Origin of the sequence: Paracoccus isoporae (genome assembly GCF_900101865.1) — a bacterium.
In the GTDB taxonomy this organism is placed as follows: domain Bacteria; phylum Pseudomonadota; class Alphaproteobacteria; order Rhodobacterales; family Rhodobacteraceae; genus Paracoccus; species Paracoccus isoporae.
On sequence record NZ_FNAH01000004.1, the window covers coordinates 87523 to 104554 of the forward strand.

Annotated in this window: 20 protein-coding genes; 12 read left to right on the forward strand and 8 right to left on the reverse strand. The window is 66.5% G+C overall.

Translation table 11 applies throughout. The annotated features are described in order from the left end of the window. Window positions 1-38 precede the first annotated feature (38 nt). A complete protein-coding gene (gene selD / locus BLT73_RS08305) occupies window positions 39-1064 on the forward strand; it encodes a selenide, water dikinase SelD (RefSeq protein ID WP_090522764.1) in 1026 nt (341 codons plus the stop codon). A gap of 25 nt (window positions 1065-1089) precedes the next feature. Here selD and BLT73_RS08310 read toward each other — a convergent pair whose 3' ends face one another. From BLT73_RS08310 to infC, 4 genes are read right to left on the reverse strand one after another with little or no spacing between them, the layout of a single operon-like run. Further along, entirely contained in the window at window positions 1090-3114 is a 2025-nt protein-coding gene (locus BLT73_RS08310; RefSeq protein WP_090522766.1) for a M3 family metallopeptidase, read from the reverse strand. 39 nt (window positions 3115-3153) lie between these two features. Beyond that, window positions 3154-4188, reverse strand: a complete 1035-nt coding sequence (locus tag BLT73_RS08315) for a HesA/MoeB/ThiF family protein (RefSeq protein WP_090523105.1) — start codon at window positions 4186-4188, stop codon at window positions 3154-3156. Between the two features lie 57 nt (window positions 4189-4245). Beyond that, window positions 4246-4704 carry a dUTP diphosphatase gene (gene dut, locus BLT73_RS08320; RefSeq protein WP_090522768.1) on the reverse strand — a complete coding sequence of 153 codons (459 nt, stop codon included), beginning with the start codon at window positions 4702-4704 and terminating at the stop codon, window positions 4246-4248. Between the two features lie 48 nt (window positions 4705-4752). Then, window positions 4753-5424: a translation initiation factor IF-3 gene (gene infC, locus BLT73_RS08325; protein WP_090522770.1), complete on the reverse strand. Its 672-nt coding sequence runs from the start codon at window positions 5422-5424 to the stop codon at window positions 4753-4755. Between the two features lie 27 nt (window positions 5425-5451). On the opposite strand from infC, the gene BLT73_RS08330 reads away from it, so the two are divergent. The 8 genes from BLT73_RS08330 to BLT73_RS08365 all read left to right on the forward strand — a co-directional run bounded on the left by BLT73_RS08330 (window position 5452) and on the right by BLT73_RS08365 (window position 12127). Beyond that, a complete protein-coding gene (locus tag BLT73_RS08330; protein WP_090522772.1) occupies window positions 5452-6183 on the forward strand; it encodes a hypothetical protein in 732 nt (243 codons plus the stop codon). After that, window positions 6180-7040, forward strand: a complete 861-nt coding sequence (locus BLT73_RS08335) for a hypothetical protein (RefSeq protein ID WP_090522774.1) — start codon at window positions 6180-6182, stop codon at window positions 7038-7040. The genes BLT73_RS08330 and BLT73_RS08335 overlap by 4 nt, the downstream gene beginning before the upstream one ends. 113 nt (window positions 7041-7153) lie before the next feature. Next, window positions 7154-7663 carry a bifunctional 3-hydroxydecanoyl-ACP dehydratase/trans-2-decenoyl-ACP isomerase gene (gene fabA / locus BLT73_RS08340; protein WP_090522776.1) on the forward strand — a complete coding sequence of 170 codons (510 nt, stop codon included), beginning with the start codon at window positions 7154-7156 and terminating at the stop codon, window positions 7661-7663. An 83-nt stretch (window positions 7664-7746) separates the two neighbouring features. Then, a complete protein-coding gene (locus BLT73_RS08345) occupies window positions 7747-8421 on the forward strand; it encodes a hypothetical protein (protein ID WP_090522778.1) in 675 nt (224 codons plus the stop codon). 196 nt (window positions 8422-8617) lie between these two features. Further along, window positions 8618-9847 carry a beta-ketoacyl-ACP synthase I gene (gene fabB, locus BLT73_RS08350; protein ID WP_090522780.1) on the forward strand — a complete coding sequence of 410 codons (1230 nt, stop codon included), beginning with the start codon at window positions 8618-8620 and terminating at the stop codon, window positions 9845-9847. 5 nt (window positions 9848-9852) lie between these two features. After that, window positions 9853-10641 carry an enoyl-ACP reductase FabI gene (locus tag BLT73_RS08355; protein ID WP_090523107.1) on the forward strand — a complete coding sequence of 263 codons (789 nt, stop codon included), beginning with the start codon at window positions 9853-9855 and terminating at the stop codon, window positions 10639-10641. Then, complete coding sequence (locus BLT73_RS08360; protein WP_090522782.1) at window positions 10638-11288, forward strand: haloacid dehalogenase type II; 651 nt, start codon at window positions 10638-10640, stop codon at window positions 11286-11288. The genes BLT73_RS08355 and BLT73_RS08360 overlap by 4 nt, the downstream gene beginning before the upstream one ends. Then, window positions 11285-12127: an alpha/beta fold hydrolase gene (locus BLT73_RS08365; RefSeq protein WP_090522784.1), complete on the forward strand. Its 843-nt coding sequence runs from the start codon at window positions 11285-11287 to the stop codon at window positions 12125-12127. Before BLT73_RS08360 ends, BLT73_RS08365 begins: the two co-directional genes overlap by 4 nt. 4 nt (window positions 12128-12131) lie before the next feature. On the opposite strand, the gene BLT73_RS08370 is transcribed toward BLT73_RS08365, so the two are convergent. Together BLT73_RS08370 and BLT73_RS08375 are read right to left on the reverse strand one after the other, a co-directional pair. Next, window positions 12132-12608, reverse strand: a complete 477-nt coding sequence (locus BLT73_RS08370) for a dihydrofolate reductase (protein WP_090522786.1) — start codon at window positions 12606-12608, stop codon at window positions 12132-12134. Continuing rightward, complete coding sequence (locus BLT73_RS08375) at window positions 12608-13441, reverse strand: thymidylate synthase (RefSeq protein ID WP_090522788.1); 834 nt, start codon at window positions 13439-13441, stop codon at window positions 12608-12610. The genes BLT73_RS08370 and BLT73_RS08375 overlap by 1 nt, the downstream gene beginning before the upstream one ends. A gap of 112 nt (window positions 13442-13553) precedes the next feature. Between BLT73_RS08375 and BLT73_RS08380 the strand changes: the two genes are divergently transcribed. Then, on the forward strand, window positions 13554-13979 hold the full coding sequence (locus tag BLT73_RS08380) for a VOC family protein (RefSeq protein ID WP_090523109.1): 426 nt from the start codon (window positions 13554-13556) through the stop codon (window positions 13977-13979). A gap of 424 nt (window positions 13980-14403) precedes the next feature. Here BLT73_RS08380 and BLT73_RS08385 read toward each other — a convergent pair whose 3' ends face one another. Continuing rightward, window positions 14404-14904 carry a MarR family winged helix-turn-helix transcriptional regulator gene (locus BLT73_RS08385; RefSeq protein ID WP_090522790.1) on the reverse strand — a complete coding sequence of 167 codons (501 nt, stop codon included), beginning with the start codon at window positions 14902-14904 and terminating at the stop codon, window positions 14404-14406. 55 nt (window positions 14905-14959) lie between these two features. Continuing rightward, window positions 14960-15283, reverse strand: coding sequence for an FAD assembly factor SdhE (locus tag BLT73_RS08390; RefSeq protein WP_090522792.1), 324 nt, complete (start codon window positions 15281-15283; stop codon window positions 14960-14962). A gap of 70 nt (window positions 15284-15353) precedes the next feature. Here BLT73_RS08390 and BLT73_RS08395 point away from each other — a divergent pair, with 70 nt between their 5' ends. Both BLT73_RS08395 and BLT73_RS08400 read left to right on the forward strand, forming a co-directional pair. Next, window positions 15354-16562, forward strand: coding sequence for a pyridoxal phosphate-dependent aminotransferase (locus tag BLT73_RS08395; protein WP_090523111.1), 1209 nt, complete (start codon window positions 15354-15356; stop codon window positions 16560-16562). 46 nt (window positions 16563-16608) lie between these two features. Further along, on the forward strand, window positions 16609-16992 hold the full coding sequence (locus BLT73_RS08400; RefSeq protein WP_090522794.1) for a host attachment family protein: 384 nt from the start codon (window positions 16609-16611) through the stop codon (window positions 16990-16992). The last annotated feature ends 40 nt before the right edge of the window (window positions 16993-17032 follow it).

The following is a 17032-nucleotide window of genomic DNA, read 5'->3' on the forward strand; positions in this document are numbered from 1 at the left end:
CGCGGCGTTAGACTGGCCGGAAATCCAAGGAGGCGGCGATGCGACTGACGGAACTGGCCCATGGCGGCGGATGCGGGTGCAAGCTGGGCCCGGCGGTGCTGAGCGAATTGCTGGCCGATCAGCCGATAACGCAGGCATTTCCGCAATTGCTGGTCGGCAACGCGGAATCCGACGATGCCGCGGTGTGGCAGATCGACGAGCGTACCTGCGTGGTGGCGACGACGGATTTCTTCATGCCGATGGTGGATGATGCGCGCGATTTCGGCCGCATCGCCGCGACCAACGCGATTTCCGACATCTATGCGATGGGCGGACGGCCGATCATGGCGCTCGCCATTCTCGGCATGCCGATCAACGTGATGGACCCGGCCACAATCCGCGAGATCCTGGGGGGCGGGGCCGATATCTGCGCCGAGGCGGGGATACCCATTGCGGGCGGCCATTCCATCGACGCGCCTGAGCCGATCTACGGCCTCGCCGTGATCGGGCTGTGCGCGCCCGAGGATCTGCGCCGCAATGGTGGCGCCCGGCCCGGCGATGCGCTGATCCTGACCAAGCCGCTCGGCGTCGGGATCTATTCCAACGCGATCAAGAAGGGCACGGCGCGGGCAGAGGATGTGGCGGAGATGATCGAGAGCTGCACCACGCTGAACCGGATCGGGCAGGATCTGTCGCACCTGCCGGAGGTCCACGCCCTGACCGATGTGACCGGCTTCGGCGTTCTGGGCCACGGGATGGAGATGGCGCGCGGCGCGGGCTGCGGCTTGCGGATCACGCGTTCCGCCCTTCCGCTACTGGACCGGGCTGCGGAGCTGGCAGAAAGCGGCCACGGCACCGGGGCCAGCGGGCGGAACTGGGACGCGGTCGGCAAAGCGGTTCGCCTGCCGGGTGACATCACAGAGGCTGAGCGCACCATCCTGACCGATCCGCAGACCTCGGGCGGGTTGCTGGTCGCCATCACACCCGACGCAGCGGACCGGGTGCTGGCGCAGATCCGCGCGCGCCACCCCAAGGCGGCGATGATCGGCTCGGTCGTTGAAGGCGCCGGGATCGAGGTCGTCTGACCAGCCGAGCCGCGATAGCCCGGGCTCAGATCAGCCCGCGCCCGGTCAACAGAGGCTCCACCCCCGGCATCCGCTCGCGGAAGGCCGTCCACAGCTCATCGGCCGGGGCCGATCCGCCGCGCGACAGGATCGTCTCCTCCAGCCGCCGCGCGGTGTCCGAATCGAAAGCATCCCCCGCCTCGCGGAAGGCGGCGAAGGCGTCGGCATCCATCACCTCGGACCACAGATAGGAATAATACCCGGCGGAATAGCCGTCCCCCGAAAACACATGCCCGAAATGCGGCGAGGCGTGGCGCATCGGGATCGCCATCGGCGCGTTCAGACCGGCCAGGATCTCGGCCTGCCGCGCCATCGGGTCGGCGGGGGGCTGGCCGCGATGCAAGGCCAGATCGACAAAGGCGCTTTGAAGATATTCCAGCGTCGAGAACCCCTGATCGGCATTGCCCGCCGCGATCACCCGGTCGCGCAGATCGGCGGGCAGCGCCGCGCCCGTCTCGACATGGCGGGCATGTTTGTCCAGCACCTCGGGCTGTTCCAGCCAATGCTCGTAAAGCTGGCTCGGCAGTTCCACGAAATCCCGCGCAACCGATGTGCCCGAGATTGACGGCCAGGTCACGTCGGACAGGATGTGATGCAGCGCGTGGCCGAATTCATGGAACAGCGTGCCGGCATCGTCCCAGGACAGATAGGCCGGGGCGCCGGGCTCGGCGGGCGGGGTGAAGTTGCAGACATTGGTGACGATCGCCCGCTGCCCCGCCCCGATCTTGTGCTGATATTGCAACGCGCCGCACCACGCGCCCGACCGCTTCGACGGCCGCGCGAAGTAATCGCCCAGCAGGATCGCCATCTCGCGCCCGTTTCTCGTGACCTGCCAGGCGCGGACATCATGCGACCAAAGCGGCGCCTCGAACGGGGTGAATTCCAGCCCGAACAGGCGATGCGCCACGTCGAAAACTGCGCCGAGCATGGCATCCAGCGTCAGATAGGGCTTCACCGCCCCCTGATCGAAATCATGCTCCTGCTGGCGGCGGCGCTCGGCATAGTAGCGCCAGTCCCAGGGCGCCAGCTCCGCGTTGAGCCCATCCTGCTGCATCATCGCGGACAGCACGGCGGCATCCTCATCCGTGCGGCGCTTCGCGGCCTGCCACACCTCGGAAAGCAGATCCTCCACCCGCTCGGCCGTGCCGGCCATTTCCGGTTCCAGCTTGTAGGCGGCGAAATCCGCGTAACCCAGCAATTGCGCGCGTTCGTGGCGCAGCGCCAGGATCTCGGCGATGATTCCGGTATTGTCCGTCTCCGCCCCGCCCGCGCCATCGCCGCTGCCCCGCGCGACCCAGGCCCGCCAGGCCCGTTCGCGCAGGTCGCGGTCATCGGAATATTGCAGGAACGGCACGATCAGCGACCGGTTCAGCGTCACCACCTGCCCTGTCCGGCCCCTCTCCTTCGCCGCCGCCCCCATCGAGTTCAGCAACCAGTCCGGCAACCCGTCCAGACGATCCTGCGGCACCTCCATGACGAAATCGCGCTCATCCGCCAGCACGTTCTGCCCGAAATCGGTATAGAGCACGGCCAAACGCTGACGGATCTCCGTCATGCGCGTGCGGTCGGCCCCGGTCAGCCCGGCCCCCGCCCGGCGCAGGTCGCGCAGCGCAAGCTCGGTGATCCGGCGATCCTCGGGCGCAAGGGTGTCGGCCTGATTCCAGACCGCCGACACCCGGTCGAACAGGCGCTTGTCCATGCTGACCCGGCTGTTATAGGCGGCGAGCTTCGGCGCGAACTCACGGCTCAGCGCCTCGCGCCGGTCGTTCGAATCCACCCCGGTCAGCGTGTAGAACACCGCGCAGACCCGGTTCAGCTTCTCCTCGGCGGTTTCCATGGCCGCGACGGTGTTGTCGAAGCTGGCCGGTTCGGGATTTGCGGCGATGGCCTCCATCGCTTCGGCGGACGCGGTCAGCGCCGGCTCCATCGCCGGGGCGAAATCATCGTCGGAGATGTGGTCGAAGCGCGGCAGACCGTGCGGGCCGGCCCAGTCGGTGAGTTCGCGGTTCATGGAGAGTCTCCCCTTGCCGGATGTGATCTGCGCCACAGGCTACGCCCCGCCGGGCCGGAGAGCCACCCCGGAACAGACCGGGCAGTCTGTCCGGCGGCCGAGCGCGATCCGCCGGGTTTCGCCATGCAGCCCGTCATAGATCAGCATCGCGCCCGCCAGCGTCTCGCCCGCGCCGGTCAGATGCTTGATCGCCTCGAGCGCCATCATCGAACCGATGACGCCTGGCAGCGGGCCGACCACCCCGGCCTCGGCGCAGGACGGGGCAAGGCCGGGGGCGGGTGGCTCCGGGAATATGCAGGCGAGACAGGGCGCGCCGCGGGCGGGGTCGTAGATCGTGACCTGCCCCTCCCATTGCGCGATGGCACCGGCAATCAGCGGCACCCCGGCATCGACGCAGGTCGCGTTGATCGCGGCGCGGTCGGCGAAGCTGTCGCAGCCATCCAGCACCAGATCGAACCGGGAGATCAGCGACGTGTCGGCTGCGGTGATGCGCCGATCCAGCGTCTCGACCTCGACCAGCGGGTTCAGCGCCCGCAGCGCCTCGGCGGCGGCGGCGGTCTTGGGCCGGCCGGCATCCCCGCTGCGGTAAATGATCTGGCGCTGAAGATTCGAGATGCTGACATGGTCCGGGTCCGCGATGGCGAGCCGCCCGATTCCGGCAGCCGCGAGATAGAGCGCGGCCGGCGCCCCCAGCCCGCCTGCGCCCACGAGAAGCACACGCGCGTCGCGCAGCCGGGCCTGACCGGGCCCGCCGATCTCGCGCAGGACATAATGGCGGGCATATCGTTCCAGCGGGTCGCGGGACGCCTCGGGATCGGGGGCGGTCCGGCGCGCCTCATGCCCCGCCTCGCCCTGCGGATCGCCCCACCGCGCCCCGGCCGCGGCGCGGGCCTTGCGCAAGACCGCCATATATCCCAGCACAAGCGCCAGCAGCACGCCCATTGCCAGCCAGGCGCGCACGTCCATCCCGCCGAATACGCGCATCTCCGCTGCGGGAGCGGCCAGCATCAGCGCCAGCACGATCAGCCATGCCGCGAACAGCGCGGCAAGGACGCGCAAGATCCCCCAGCCCATGATCCAGGCCACCGCCGCGATGCTGAGAAGTCCCAGGGGCAGCAGGACGCCCAAGGCTCAGCCCCGTCCGGTCGAGCCGAACCCGCCGCCGCCCCGCGCGGTGTCGTCGATGGCAGCGACCGCGGTGAAGCGCGCCTGCACCACCGGGGCCACGACGATCTGGGCCACCCGGTCGCCGTGGCGGATGGTCAGCGGCCGGTCCGAGAGATTGATCGCGATCACGCCCACCGGGCCGCGATAATCCGCGTCGATGGTGCCCACGCCATTGACCAGCGACAGCCCGTCGCGCAGCGCCGCGCCGGAGCGGGCGCGGATCTGCACCTCATATCCGGGCGGGATCTGCATCTTCAGCCCGGTCGGGATCAGCGCGCGCTGCATCGGCGCCAGCACCATCTCGCCGCCGCGCAGATCGGCGCGCAGATCGGCCCCCGCCGCTCCGTCGGTTTCGTAGGACGGAAGCGGCAGGTCCGGGTCGGCGCCGTCATCTTTCAGGATCAGGATCTCGGGTGTGTTCATCGGTCAAAAAAAAGCCGCCCGAAGGCGGCCCCCTGTTCCTGCGCCGCCTCAGCGCGGCGCGATCATCATCACCATCTGCCGGCCTTCCAGCTTCGGCATGTTCTCGACCTTGCCGGCCTCTCCGACATCGTCGCGGACGCGGTTCAGCAGGTCCAGACCCAGATCCTGATGCGCCATCTCGCGGCCGCGGAAGCGCAGGGTGACCTTGACCTTGTCGCCGGCCTCAAGGAATTTCATCACGTTGCGCATCTTCACATCGTAGTCATGGGTGTCGGTTCCCGGACGGAACTTCACCTCCTTGATGTCGATGACCTTCTGCTTCTTGCGGGCCTCGGCCTCGCGCTTCTGCTGTTCATACTTGAACTTGCCGAGATCCATGATCTTGCAGACCGGCGGCGATGCATTGGGCGAGATCTCCACCAGATCCAGCCCGGCCTCCTGGGCCATCTCAAGCCCGCGCGCGGGCGGCACGACGCCGATATTCTCGCCATCCGCGCCGATCAGGCGGATTTCGGCGACACGAATTCGTTCATTGACCCGCGGGCCAGAGTCTCGGTTGGGGGGCGGCGCGTTATGGGGACGACGGGCTATGGTGGGATTCCTTTTATCGTATCGCGGTGAATGGCGGGCAAAATAGGCAGTTGCCTGCGGCGATTCAACCAAATTTGAACGAAATCGGTTCCCCTGTGCAGCCTTTCCGCGCAGTAATCGTTGTGGCATGAGGTTGCACAACCAGAAAGGCCCCGCATGAATCGGACGATTGCCCTGATCCTTGCCGCGCTTGTCCTGCTCGGCGCGGGGTGGTGGGGCTGGCAGATTGCCCGCCCCGGATCGGAGCGGGCCTCCCCCGAGCCGGAGACGGTTGGCACCCCCGATTCCGTACCGGCCGACGCGCCCGGCCCGGTGCCGGAAATGGCGGAGACGGATGCGGCAGCCGAGGCTGCGCCGCAGGATGCCGACGCGGTGCCTGAGCCGCCTGCGCCGCAGGACACTGCCAGCCCGGCAGTGCCGGCCGACACCCCGCCGCCGCGCGACGCGGAATTGCCGCCCGAAACCGGCAGCGAGATGGCGATCCTGACCGAACGTGCCGCGGAAGCCGTCATTGCCGCCGCCGACGCCCGCGCCCGCGCCGAAGCCACCGCGCAGGCCGAGGCCGCCATCCGCGTCGCGGTGCTGGACGAGGTCTCGGCCCGGCTGGAACCGGCGCTGAGCGCGGATCGGTTCGACACGGGCGACATCCGCGCCCGTCTGTCGGAGCACGGCGAGACGCTGGACCCGTTGGCGCAGCGCATTCACGGACAGCTTTTCGCCACCATCGACGCCGTGCTGACCGAGTTTGACCGGGCGAGCGGGAAGATCGAGCTCGGGACGCAGTCCACCGAGGAAGTCCCGCCTGACGCCTCCTCTGCCGCCGCCAGCCAGGGCGACGCGCCCGATCCCGCAGCCTATATCGCCCGGATCCGCGAGGTTCTGCAATGATCCCCACCCTGCAAGATTTCCTGCGCGGCAAACCCGCCGAATTGTCGCGCGGCCCGATCGCGATCATCCTGTGCGAGGATGACGTGGAGCTGGATTCGACGCTGGACCACGCGATGCATCGCGGCTTCGACAGCATCCTGGCCTTGTCGCCGGAACCCCTGGACCCGGAGATCCTGCCGGACAATGCCCGCAACCTGTGCTTCGAGACGCGGCGACGCGATGCCCATGTCGAGGCGGTGAACGCGGTCAATGACGCCGCACGACCGGGCATCTGGATCCATTACGGGTTCAATGCCGAATATCTGTTCTTCCCCTTTTCGGAATCCCGGCGCATCGGCGAGATGCTGCGCTTTCACAGCGAGGAGCGGCGCAGCGCCATGCTGAGCTACACGGTCGATCTCTACGCGCCCGATCTGGAGAGGTTCCCAAGCGGGGTGAGCATGGATCACGCCATGTTCGACGCCACCGGCTATTTCGCGCTCGGCCGGAAGAATGCGGATGGGCAGATTCAGGAGCGGCAGCTCGATTTCCACGGCGGGCTGCGCTGGCGGTTCGAGGAATTCATTCCCGAAGCCCGCCGCCGCATCGACCGCATCGCGCTGTTCCGGTCCCGTCCCGGCCTGCGTCTGCTGCCGGATTTCCGCTTCGATGACGAGGAGTACAACACCTATGCCTGCCCGTGGCACAACAACCTGACCGCCGCGATCGCCTCGTTCCGCGCGGCCAAGGCGCTTGCGCGCAATCCCGGTTCGCGCGACGAGATCAACGGGTTCACATGGCGCAACTCGCGCGAATTCGACTGGACCGCGCAGCAATTGATGGATCTGGGGCTGATGGAGCCGGGGCAGTGGTTCTGAGCAGCGCGGTCGAGCCGTCCTAGCCGAGGCTGCGCTTGCGCCAAATCACGTGCGAATGCTAGACGTCGCGTCACATTCGCGAAACCCGCCCGACACGGAAGGCAAGACCCCGCATGGCCATGGAACAGACCCAATTCGACAAGAACGACCTGCTGGCCTGCGCCCGCGGCGAGCTTTTCGGTCCCGGCAACGCGCAATTGCCGGAACCGCCCATGCTGATGATGGACCGCATCACCGGGATTTCCGAGGATGGCGGCGCGCATGGCAAGGGACATGTGCTGGCGGAGTTCGACATCACGCCCGATCTGTGGTTTTTCGAATGCCATTTCCCCGGCAACCCGATCATGCCCGGCTGTCTGGGCCTGGACGGGCTGTGGCAATTGACGGGGTTCAACCTCGGCTGGCGGGGCTGGACCGGGCGCGGCTATGCGCTCGGCGTGGGCGAGGTCAAGCTGACCGGGATGGTCCGGCCCGACCGCAAGCTGCTGACCTACAAGATCGACTTCACCAAGGCCGTGCAGACCCGCCGTCTGACCATGGGCGTGGCCGACGGCATCGTCGAGGCCGATGGCGAGGTGATCTATCAGGTCAAGGACATGAAGGTCGCCCTGTCGGAAAGCTAACAAAGATCTAGCGGCGGCCCGCGGGCCGGGCCTCGCGGATCACGCGGCGTTGCGCTATCTCCTCGGGTTCGAGGAGATAAGCGGTGCAGTTTTTCACGCTCGGCCGGACCCTGGGGGGCATCTTCGCCCTGATCCTGATCCTGACCGCGCTCGGCGCGGCCGAGGGCGACGTGACCGATCAGTTCGGCGAAGGCAAGGCGGGGACCGTGCTGTCCGGGCTGATGCTGGCGCTGATCGGGCTGGTGAATTTCAGGATCTATCATGCGCGCCGCGGGCCGGGGATGTTCCGCCTCTCCGCGCCCGAGACGCTCTGGCTGCTGTTGTCTCTGGCCTTTCTGTTCCTGTTTCTGGACGAGACGTTCCAGATCCATGAAGGAATCGACCGGGTCTTCCATCTGGTCACGGTGCTGCGCGAGACCGCCGCGACCGACCGGATCGACGATCTCATCATCCTCGCCTACGGGCTGATCGGCGTGGGCATCCTTGTCTTTCACCGCCGGGAGGTCACGCGCATCCCGCGGCTCAGCGCCTATCTGATCGCGGGCTTTGTGCTGACGCTGCTGCAAACCGGCTTCGACGCGCTGACCAATGGCGAGGAGTTCCTGGTCTGGCTGGATCTCTCCGGCCGGGTTGCCGAGACCGTGCATCGCTGGGCCAGCCTGGCCGAGGAGGCGCTTAAACTGCTGGCCGAGGCGGTTCTGCTGGCGGGGTTCGGCCACGCGCTGCGGTATCTGCGGGCGCAGACGGACCGGGACTGAGCCGGCTGCCGCCGCGCGGCCCGCGATAACGCAGTCAGGTTCAGCGTGATTCACAAGATCGGCGTCACGGCGGCCGCGGCATCAAAACGCGGCGAAAACAAGGCAATGCAGCGCCGGGGTTGTGCCGCCGCGCTCTCAGGACTATTTCTGGGCCGAACGGGGTCAGCCCCCTGAACGAACGGGAAGAGGAGCGTGCATGCGCCGCGTCGTCATCACCGGGCTGGGGATTGTCTCGCCCATCGGAAACAATGCCGCAGAGGTTACGGAGAGCCTGAAACAGGGCCGTTCCGGCATCGTGTTCGCGCCGGAATACGCCGAGCACGGTTTTCGCAGCCAGGTCCACGGCAAGCCCCAGATCACGCTGGAGGATCATATCGACAAGCGGAACCTGCGCTTCATGGGGCCGGGTGCCGCCTATAACTTCATCGCAATGGAGCAGGCCATCGCCGATAGCGGCCTGGACGACGGCGACGTGTCCAATCCGCGCACCGGGCTGGTGATGGGATCGGGCGGACCTTCCACCTCGAATTTCTTCGACGCCCACCAGATCGTCATGCAGAAAGGCAGTCCGAAGCGGATGGGCCCGTTCATGGTGACGCGCTGCATGTCCTCGACCAATTCCGCCTGCCTGGCGACGCCGTTCAAGATCAAGGGCGTCAACTACTCCATCACCTCGGCCTGCTCCACCAGTGCGCATTGCATCGGCAACGGGGTCGAGCAGATCCAGATGGGCAAGCAGGATATCGTCTTCGCCGGCGGCGGCGAGGAGTTGGACTGGACACTGTCCTGCCTGTTCGATGCGATGGGGGCGATGTCGTCCAAGTATAACGACACGCCGGAATCTGCCTCGCGCCCCTATGATGTCAGCCGCGACGGCTTCGTGATCGCGGGCGGCGCGGGCGTCGTCGTGCTGGAGGATCTGGATCACGCGCGTGCCCGCGGGGCCAAGATCTATGCGGAAGTCACCGGATACGGCGCCACCTCGGACGGCTATGACATGGTTGCCCCCTCCGGCGAAGGCGGCGAGCGGGCGATGCGTGTCGCGCTCGAAACCCTGCCCGAAGGCCGCGAGATCAGCTATATCAACGCGCATGGCACCTCGACCCCGGTGGGCGATATCGGCGAGATCAATGCCATCCGCCGGGTGTTCGGCGAGGGCAGCACCCCGCCGGTGTCCTCCACCAAGTCGCTGACCGGCCACAGCCTGGGCGCGACCGGTGTGCATGAGGCGATCTATTCGCTTATTATGATGCAGAATGGCTTCATCGCCGCCTCGGCGAATGTTCGCGAGCTTGACCCTGAACTGAAACCCGAGGAAATCGCGACGCAGCGTGTCGACAATGTCGATTTCGACTCGGTCCTGTCCAACAGCTTCGGCTTTGGCGGCACCAACGCGACACTGGTGATGTCCACCTATCGGGAGTGATGTGCATGGGCGATCTTTTGAAGGGCAAGCGCGGCCTCGTGATGGGGGTCGCGAATGACCGCTCGATCGCCTGGGGAATCGCGAGATCACTGGCCGCAGAGGGCGCGGAACTCGCCTTCACCTATCAGGGCGACATGTTCGCGCAGCGCGTGGCCCCGCTGGCGGAATCGGTCGGATCGGATCTGCTGGTCGATGTCGATGTGACCAATGACGCGAGCCTCGACGCCGCGTTCTCGCAGCTTGCCGACAGATGGGGGCGGCTGGATTTCCTGGTCCACGCCATCGCCTATTCCAACAAGGACGAGCTGACCGGCCGGTTCATGAACACCTCGCGCGAGAACTTCAAGAACTCGCTCGACATCTCCTGCTACTCGCTGATCGAGGTCGCCCGGCGCGCCCATACGCTGATGACCGGGGGCGGCACCATCCTGACGCTGACCTATGGCGGCTCGAACCGGGTGACGCCGTTCTACAATGTCATGGGCGTGGCCAAGGCAGCCCTGGAGGCCAGCGTGCGCTACCTGGCCAATGATCTGGGCCCCGACGGGATCCGCGTCAATGCGATCAGTCCCGGCCCGATGAAGACGCTGGCAGGCGCGGCCATCGGCGGCGCGCGCAAGACCTTCCGCCACACCGCCGCCAACGCGCCGCTACGCGCCAATGCCACACTGGACGCGATTGGCGGGACCGCCGTCTGGCTGGCCAGCGACTGGGGCGCCTGCACCACCGGCGAGATCGTCACGGTGGACGGCGGCTACCACGTTCTGGGCATGCCGCAGAGCGAGAACCTATGACCTTCGTCTTCGACGCCTACGGCACGCTGTTCGACGTGGACGGCGCGGCGCGGGAGGCGGCGAAAACCGACCCCGCCCTGAAAGAGAGCTGGGCCGCGCTGTCGGCCGACTGGCGGCGCAAACAGCTCGAATATAGCTGGATGCGGGCGATCACCGGCGATCATGCGGATTTCTGGCAGGTCACGGCCGACGCGCTCGACTGGGCCGCGGAGCGCCACGGCGTCGGTGCGACACAGGCGGCGCATCTGCTCGATCTCTATCGCGCCCTGCCCGCCTATCCCGAGGTGGCGGCGATGCTCGACCGGCTGCGCAACGCCGGAGCAGCTACAGCCATCTTCTCCAACGGCGCGCCCGAGATGTTGCGGGATGCGGTCAACGCGGCGGGGCTGGACGGGCGGCTTGATGCGCTTCTCTCGGTCGAGACGGCGGGCCGCTTCAAGCCCGCGGCCGAGGCCTATCGCGTCGTCACCGATCATTTCGGCTGCGGGCCGGGCGACGTGACCTTCGTGTCCTCGAATGGCTGGGACATCTATGGCGCCGCGCATTTCGGCTTCGACACGGTCTGGGTCAACCGCGCCCGCCTGCCGGTGGACCGCCTGCCGCATCGGCCGGGCCGCATCATTCCCGATCTGACGGAGCTTTCATGACGCAGTTCTTCACCGCCGATGACGGCGCGCGCCTGGCCTTTCGCGACGAGGGCGAGGGGCTTCCGCTTCTTTGCCTCGCCGGGCTGACCCGGAACATGGCGGATTTCGATTACGTGGCCCCGCATCTTGATCGGGTCCGCATGATCCGCATGGATTACCGCGGCCGCGGCCAGTCCGACCGGACCGGCGCCGACAGCTATACCGTCCCGCGCGAGGCGAAGGACGCGGTGCAACTGCTCGACCATCTCGGCGTTGAGAATGCCGCGCTGCTCGGCACCTCGCGGGGCGGGCTGATCGGGCTGGTGCTGGCGGCCACGGCCCATGACCGGGTGTCCGGGCTGTGCCTGAACGATGTCGGCCCGGTGGTTTCGCGCGGCGGGCTGGAGCGGATCTTCGACTATGTCGGGCGCAACCCGACCGCGCGCAGCCATGCCGAGCTGGCCGACAAGCTGCCGGCGAACATGCCGGGCTTCGCCGACGTCCCGGATGGCCGTTGGCTGGCCGATGCGCAGAAACATTACGAAGAGACAGCGGACGGGCTGCGCATCCGCTATGATCCGGCCCTGCGGGACGCGTTCCTGGCGGCATTCGACGGCAAAGATCCCGATCTCTGGCCGCTCTGGGATGCGACCGCCGGGCTGCCGGTTGCGGTGATCCGCGGCGCGAATTCCGATCTGCTCAGCGCGGATACCTTCGCGGAAATGCAGCGCCGCCGGCCTGAAGGGATTTATGTCGAGGTGCCGGGGCGGGCCCATGTGCCGTGGCTGGACGAGCCGGAGAGCCTCGCGGCACTCAGGGAATGGCTTTCGGCGGTGCGGGCGGCCCGCCCGGCGTCCTGAGCGGCTAGCGCCGCAGCCATTCCCCGACCACGCTGCGCGGGCCGTCCGTGTCCAGTTCGATCTCGCTGACCCGGCGCCAGTCCTGCGGCTCGGGTTCGGGAAAGAACGTGTCCGCATCTGGCACGTCCAGATCCACCTCGGTGATCAGCAGGCGATCGGCCCGCGGCAACAGATCGCGATAGATCCGCGCCCCGCCAATGCCGTAGATCCGGGCATAGCCCCGGTCCCGCGCCACGTCGATCGCGCGGTCGAGATCGGGGACGACGTGATCCGGTTCCTCCAGCGTCGATGAGACGGCCAGGTTCAGCCGGTTCTTCAGCGGCCGGACCGGCAGGCTCTCCCAGGTGCGGCGTCCCATGATGAGCGCCCCGCCGAGCGTCTCGCGCTTGAAGAACGCCAGATCCGCGGGGATGTGCCACGGGATGTCCCCGTTCCGGCCAATGGCGCCGTTGCGGGCGCGCGCGACGATCAGGCTCAGCATCAGACGGCCACCGGCGCCTTGATGGCGGGATCGGGGTCGTAGTCCAGGAACTCGAAATCCTCGAAGCGGAAGTCGAAGATCGAGTCAACCTGCCGGGTGATGCGCAATTGCGGCAGGGGCTTGGGGCTGCGCGCAAGCTGGGTGCGGACCTGTTCGAGATGGTTGGAATAGATATGCGCATCACCCATGGTATGGATGAACTCGCCCGGCTCGTAGCCCGTGACATGCGCCAGCATCGCCAGCAGCAGCGCATAGGAGGCAATGTTGAACGGCACGCCCAGGAACATATCCGCCGAACGCTGGTAAAGCTGAAGATGCATCTTGCGCCCGATGATGCGGACCTGCCACAGCGTGTGGCAGGGCGGCAGCGCCATGTCGGGCACATCGCCGGGGTTCCAGGCCGACACGATCAGCCGGCGGCTGTCGGGGGTGTTGCGGATATTCTCCACCAGATCGGCAATCTGGTCCACCGATCCGGCCAGGTAGAGCGGATCGTCGCCCTGCGTTTCACCCGCGGGCTTCAGCGTCGGAAATCGCCGCCATTGATGGCCGTAGACCGGGCCGAGATCGCCCTTTTCATCCGCCCATTCGTCCCAGATCGAGACCTTGTTCTCCTTGAGATAGGCGATATTCGTGTCGCCGGACAGGAACCACAGCAATTCATGGATGATGGAGCGCAGATGCAGTTTCTTCGTCGTCACCAGCGGAAACCCGTCGGAGAGATCATAGCGGCACTGCATCCCGAAATAGGAAATCGTGCCGGTGCCGGTGCGGTCGCTCGATTCCGCGCCCTTTTCCAGCACCGTCCGAAGCGCCTGGTGATATTGCTGCAACTCTGCCTCCCGCCATGTCCGCCTTCCCGTCATACCCAAGGGCGGAACCGGTTTGAAGCCGCTTCGGGTCCGTGTCACAGTGACCGCGATTTTTACGAGGAAAGGACGGATGATGCCGCTTCGTTACCTGCACACGATGGTCCGCGTGAAGGATCTGGACAAGACCATGGAGTTCTTCGCCCTGCTCGGGCTGGAGGAGGTGCGCCGCATCGAGAATGACGAGGGCCGGTTCACCCTGGTCTTCATGGCCCCGCCCGGCCAGGAGGAGTGCCCGGTCGAGCTGACCTATAACTGGGACGGCGATGAGGGGCTGCCCTCCGACAGCCGCCATTTCGGGCATCTGGCCTACCGCGTGGAGAATATCTACGAGATGTGCCAGAAGCTGATGGATGCAGGCGTGACCATCAACCGGCCGCCGCGCGATGGTCATATGGCGTTTGTGCGCAGTCCGGACAATATTTCCATCGAGCTGCTGCAGGACGGACACCTGGAGCCGCAGGAACCCTGGGCCAGCATGGAAAATACCGGCCACTGGTGAGGGGCTGAGCCGGGCACAGCCCATCGCGCGGCAGACGCCAACCGCCGCGCGATGAGGCCGCAGGTCAGCGCCGGCCCCGGCCTGAAATAGAGTGCCGACCGAATACGGCGGCGGTCAGAGCACGGCTCGCTAAGACGAAGTTGGTTAAGGCCGCGCCGATGACCGGGAAGCAACATGTCGCATCGCTGCGTCCAGCACCGACGACGGCGCTTCGGCACCGAGATCAACGCCCGGACACCCGATCCGCGCAGAGCGCGCCATGCGCCTAGGATCTGCGCGACTCTCCAGTTGAGTCAGAGCGTCAAACCTGCCCGCGTCCGCCCCACCCTATATTTCGCAAACCGCCCCGCCCCGACCCGCTCGCCCCCGGTTGCGCGGGTATGACTGCACCGATCCTCTCCGGTTCCAAGATGGCAGCGCGGCCCTAGTAGATGTAGCGGATCTGGTCCCCCCAGAACCGCTCGATCCGCCGCCATTGCAGGTTGACACGGTCCAGCGGAGGATCGTCCAGGATACCGGACATCACCAGGGCCTGGGCATGGCGGGCGAAGAGTTCACCGATCTGGGCCCGGATCTCCTGTCCTGCACCGGTCAGCCGCACCCGAACGGAGCGGCGGTCCTGATCGCTGCGGGCGTGATGGACATAGCCCATGCCGACCAGCTTCTTGAGGTTGTAGGACACGTTCGAGCCTTGATACATGCCGCGGCTGCGCAATTCGCCCGCCGAAACCTCCGCCTCGCCCAGATTATACAGAAGCAACGCCTGAACAGGGGTCAGGTCACAGCGTCCCAACCGCTCGAAATCGTCCTTGATCAGATCCAGCATCAGCCGGTGAAGCCGTTCCAGCATTTGCAGGCAATGAAAATAGGCCTGCACCTGGTCTGGCGTCTCCTCCTTCGGCTGCCGGGCAGAAAGTGCCGTCATGTCGTCATCATCCCCTCATTGACAGGGATGATGGCGGCCATTCCCGAATCCGCGGTTAATCGGCGCGGGTTTTCGCCGGCATATTCGTAAAATGCCGATCATCCGGGCCGAACCGGCCGAAGGCCGAGGCGGCGATGCGATCCAGAAGCGCCGACAGCGCCTCCGGCCCCGCCGCCTCGTGGCGCGACCGGGCGACGATCCAGCGATAGAGATCCTGATCATTCTCCGCCAGCAATTGCTCATAGTCAGCCAGCAGCGCGTCGGTCAGACCGGCCAGTTCGGCATCCGCGAACGGACCCAGGATCAGGTCCATCTCCTTCATGCCGCGCCGCCAGCTTCGCATCCGCAGCCGCTTGAGCCGGTTTTCCGGCGTTTCCATGCCTCGCCTCGCTTGTCGCCTGACCGCGCGCAGCCTATGACGGGTGAATTCCCCCGCCAAGGAGCGCGCCGTGGCCTTCCTTTCAGACGCCATCACCAGGATCAAGCCCTCGCCCACCGTCGCGATGACCGGACGCGCGGCAGAGCTGAAGGCCGAAGGTCGTGACATCATCGCGCTGTCGGCAGGAGAGCCCGATTTCAATACCCCCGAACATATCCGCGACGCCGCCAAGGCCGCGATCGACGCGGGCCAGACGCGCTACACCACGGTGGACGGGATCGCGCCGCTGAAACAGGCAATCTGCGACAAGTTCGCCCGGGACAACTGGCTGGACTACGCGCCCGATCAGGTCAGCGTCGCGTCGGGCGGCAAGCAGATCCTGTTCAATGCGCTGATGGCGACGGTCAATCCTGGCGACGAGGTCATCATTCCCGCGCCCTACTGGGTCAGCTATCCCGATATCGTGGCGCTCGCCGGCGGCGTTCCGGTCGTGCTGCCCTGCCCGGCCGAGGACGGGTTCCGGCTGACGGCAGATGCACTGCGCGACGCCATCACGCCGCGCACGAAATGGCTGATCCTGAACTCGCCCTCGAACCCGTCCGGCGCGGCCTATGACGACACGCAGATGCGCGCGCTGACTGATGTGCTGATGGCGCATCCGCAGGTCTGGGTGCTGGCGGACGACATCTATGAGCACCTGGTGTTCGACGGCTTCGCCTTTGCCACGCCCGCGCAGGTCGAGCCGGGGCTGATCGACCGCACGCTGACCATGAACGGGGTCAGCAAGGCCTATGCGATGACCGGCTGGCGCATCGGCTACGGCGCCGGGCCGCGCGCGTTGATCCGCGCCATGGCGAAGCTGCAATCGCAATCCACCTCCAACCCCTGCACGATCAGCCAGTATGCCGCAATCGCGGCGCTGACCGGGCCGCAGGACTATATCACCGAATCGCGCGAAGCGTTTCAGCGGCGCCGCGACATGGTGGTGGCGGGGCTGAATGCCTGTCCGGGGATCGACTGCGCGACGCCGCAGGGGGCGTTCTATGTCTATCCCTCCATTGCCGGGCTGATCGGCAGGGTCTCGGCCGGTGGCACGAAGATCACCGATGACGAGGCCTTCGCCACCGCGCTGCTGAACGAGACCGGCGTCGCGGTGGTGTTCGGCGCGGCCTTCGGCCTGTCGCCGCATTTCCGCGTCAGCTACGCGGCCAGCGACGAGGCGCTGCGCGAGGCGATGTCGCGCATCCATCGCTTCTGTGCGGGCTGGCAGGAACCCTGATCCGGTTGCGGCGTTGCTCCTGCCTGCATGAAGAGAAGGAGCAGACATGCTGGACCACAACGCACTCGTCGTCGTCGCCGACGGCAAACACGCGCTTCTCTATCGCAACGTCGCAAAACAGGGTCTGGAACTGGCCGAGGTCGATCACCTGACCCCGCAGAACCTGGCCGATGAAGGCGAGGGCCATGCGCCGCAGGAACGCTCTCCCAAGGATGAGGACGAGGCCACCTTCGCCAAGCAACTGGCCGAGCGGCTGAACCGGATCGTGCTGCGCCACAAGGCGGAGCAGGTGGCCATCGTGGCCGATCCGACGACGCTTGGCACGATGCGCAAGCATTACCACAAGGAGCTGGAATCGATCATCGCCAAGGAGTTGGCGAAGGATCTGACCAAATCCTCCCCGGCGGATGTCGCGAAGGCTCTGTCCTGACAGGCTGAACCCTCGCGAACGGATGGCCCGCGGAGCAGCC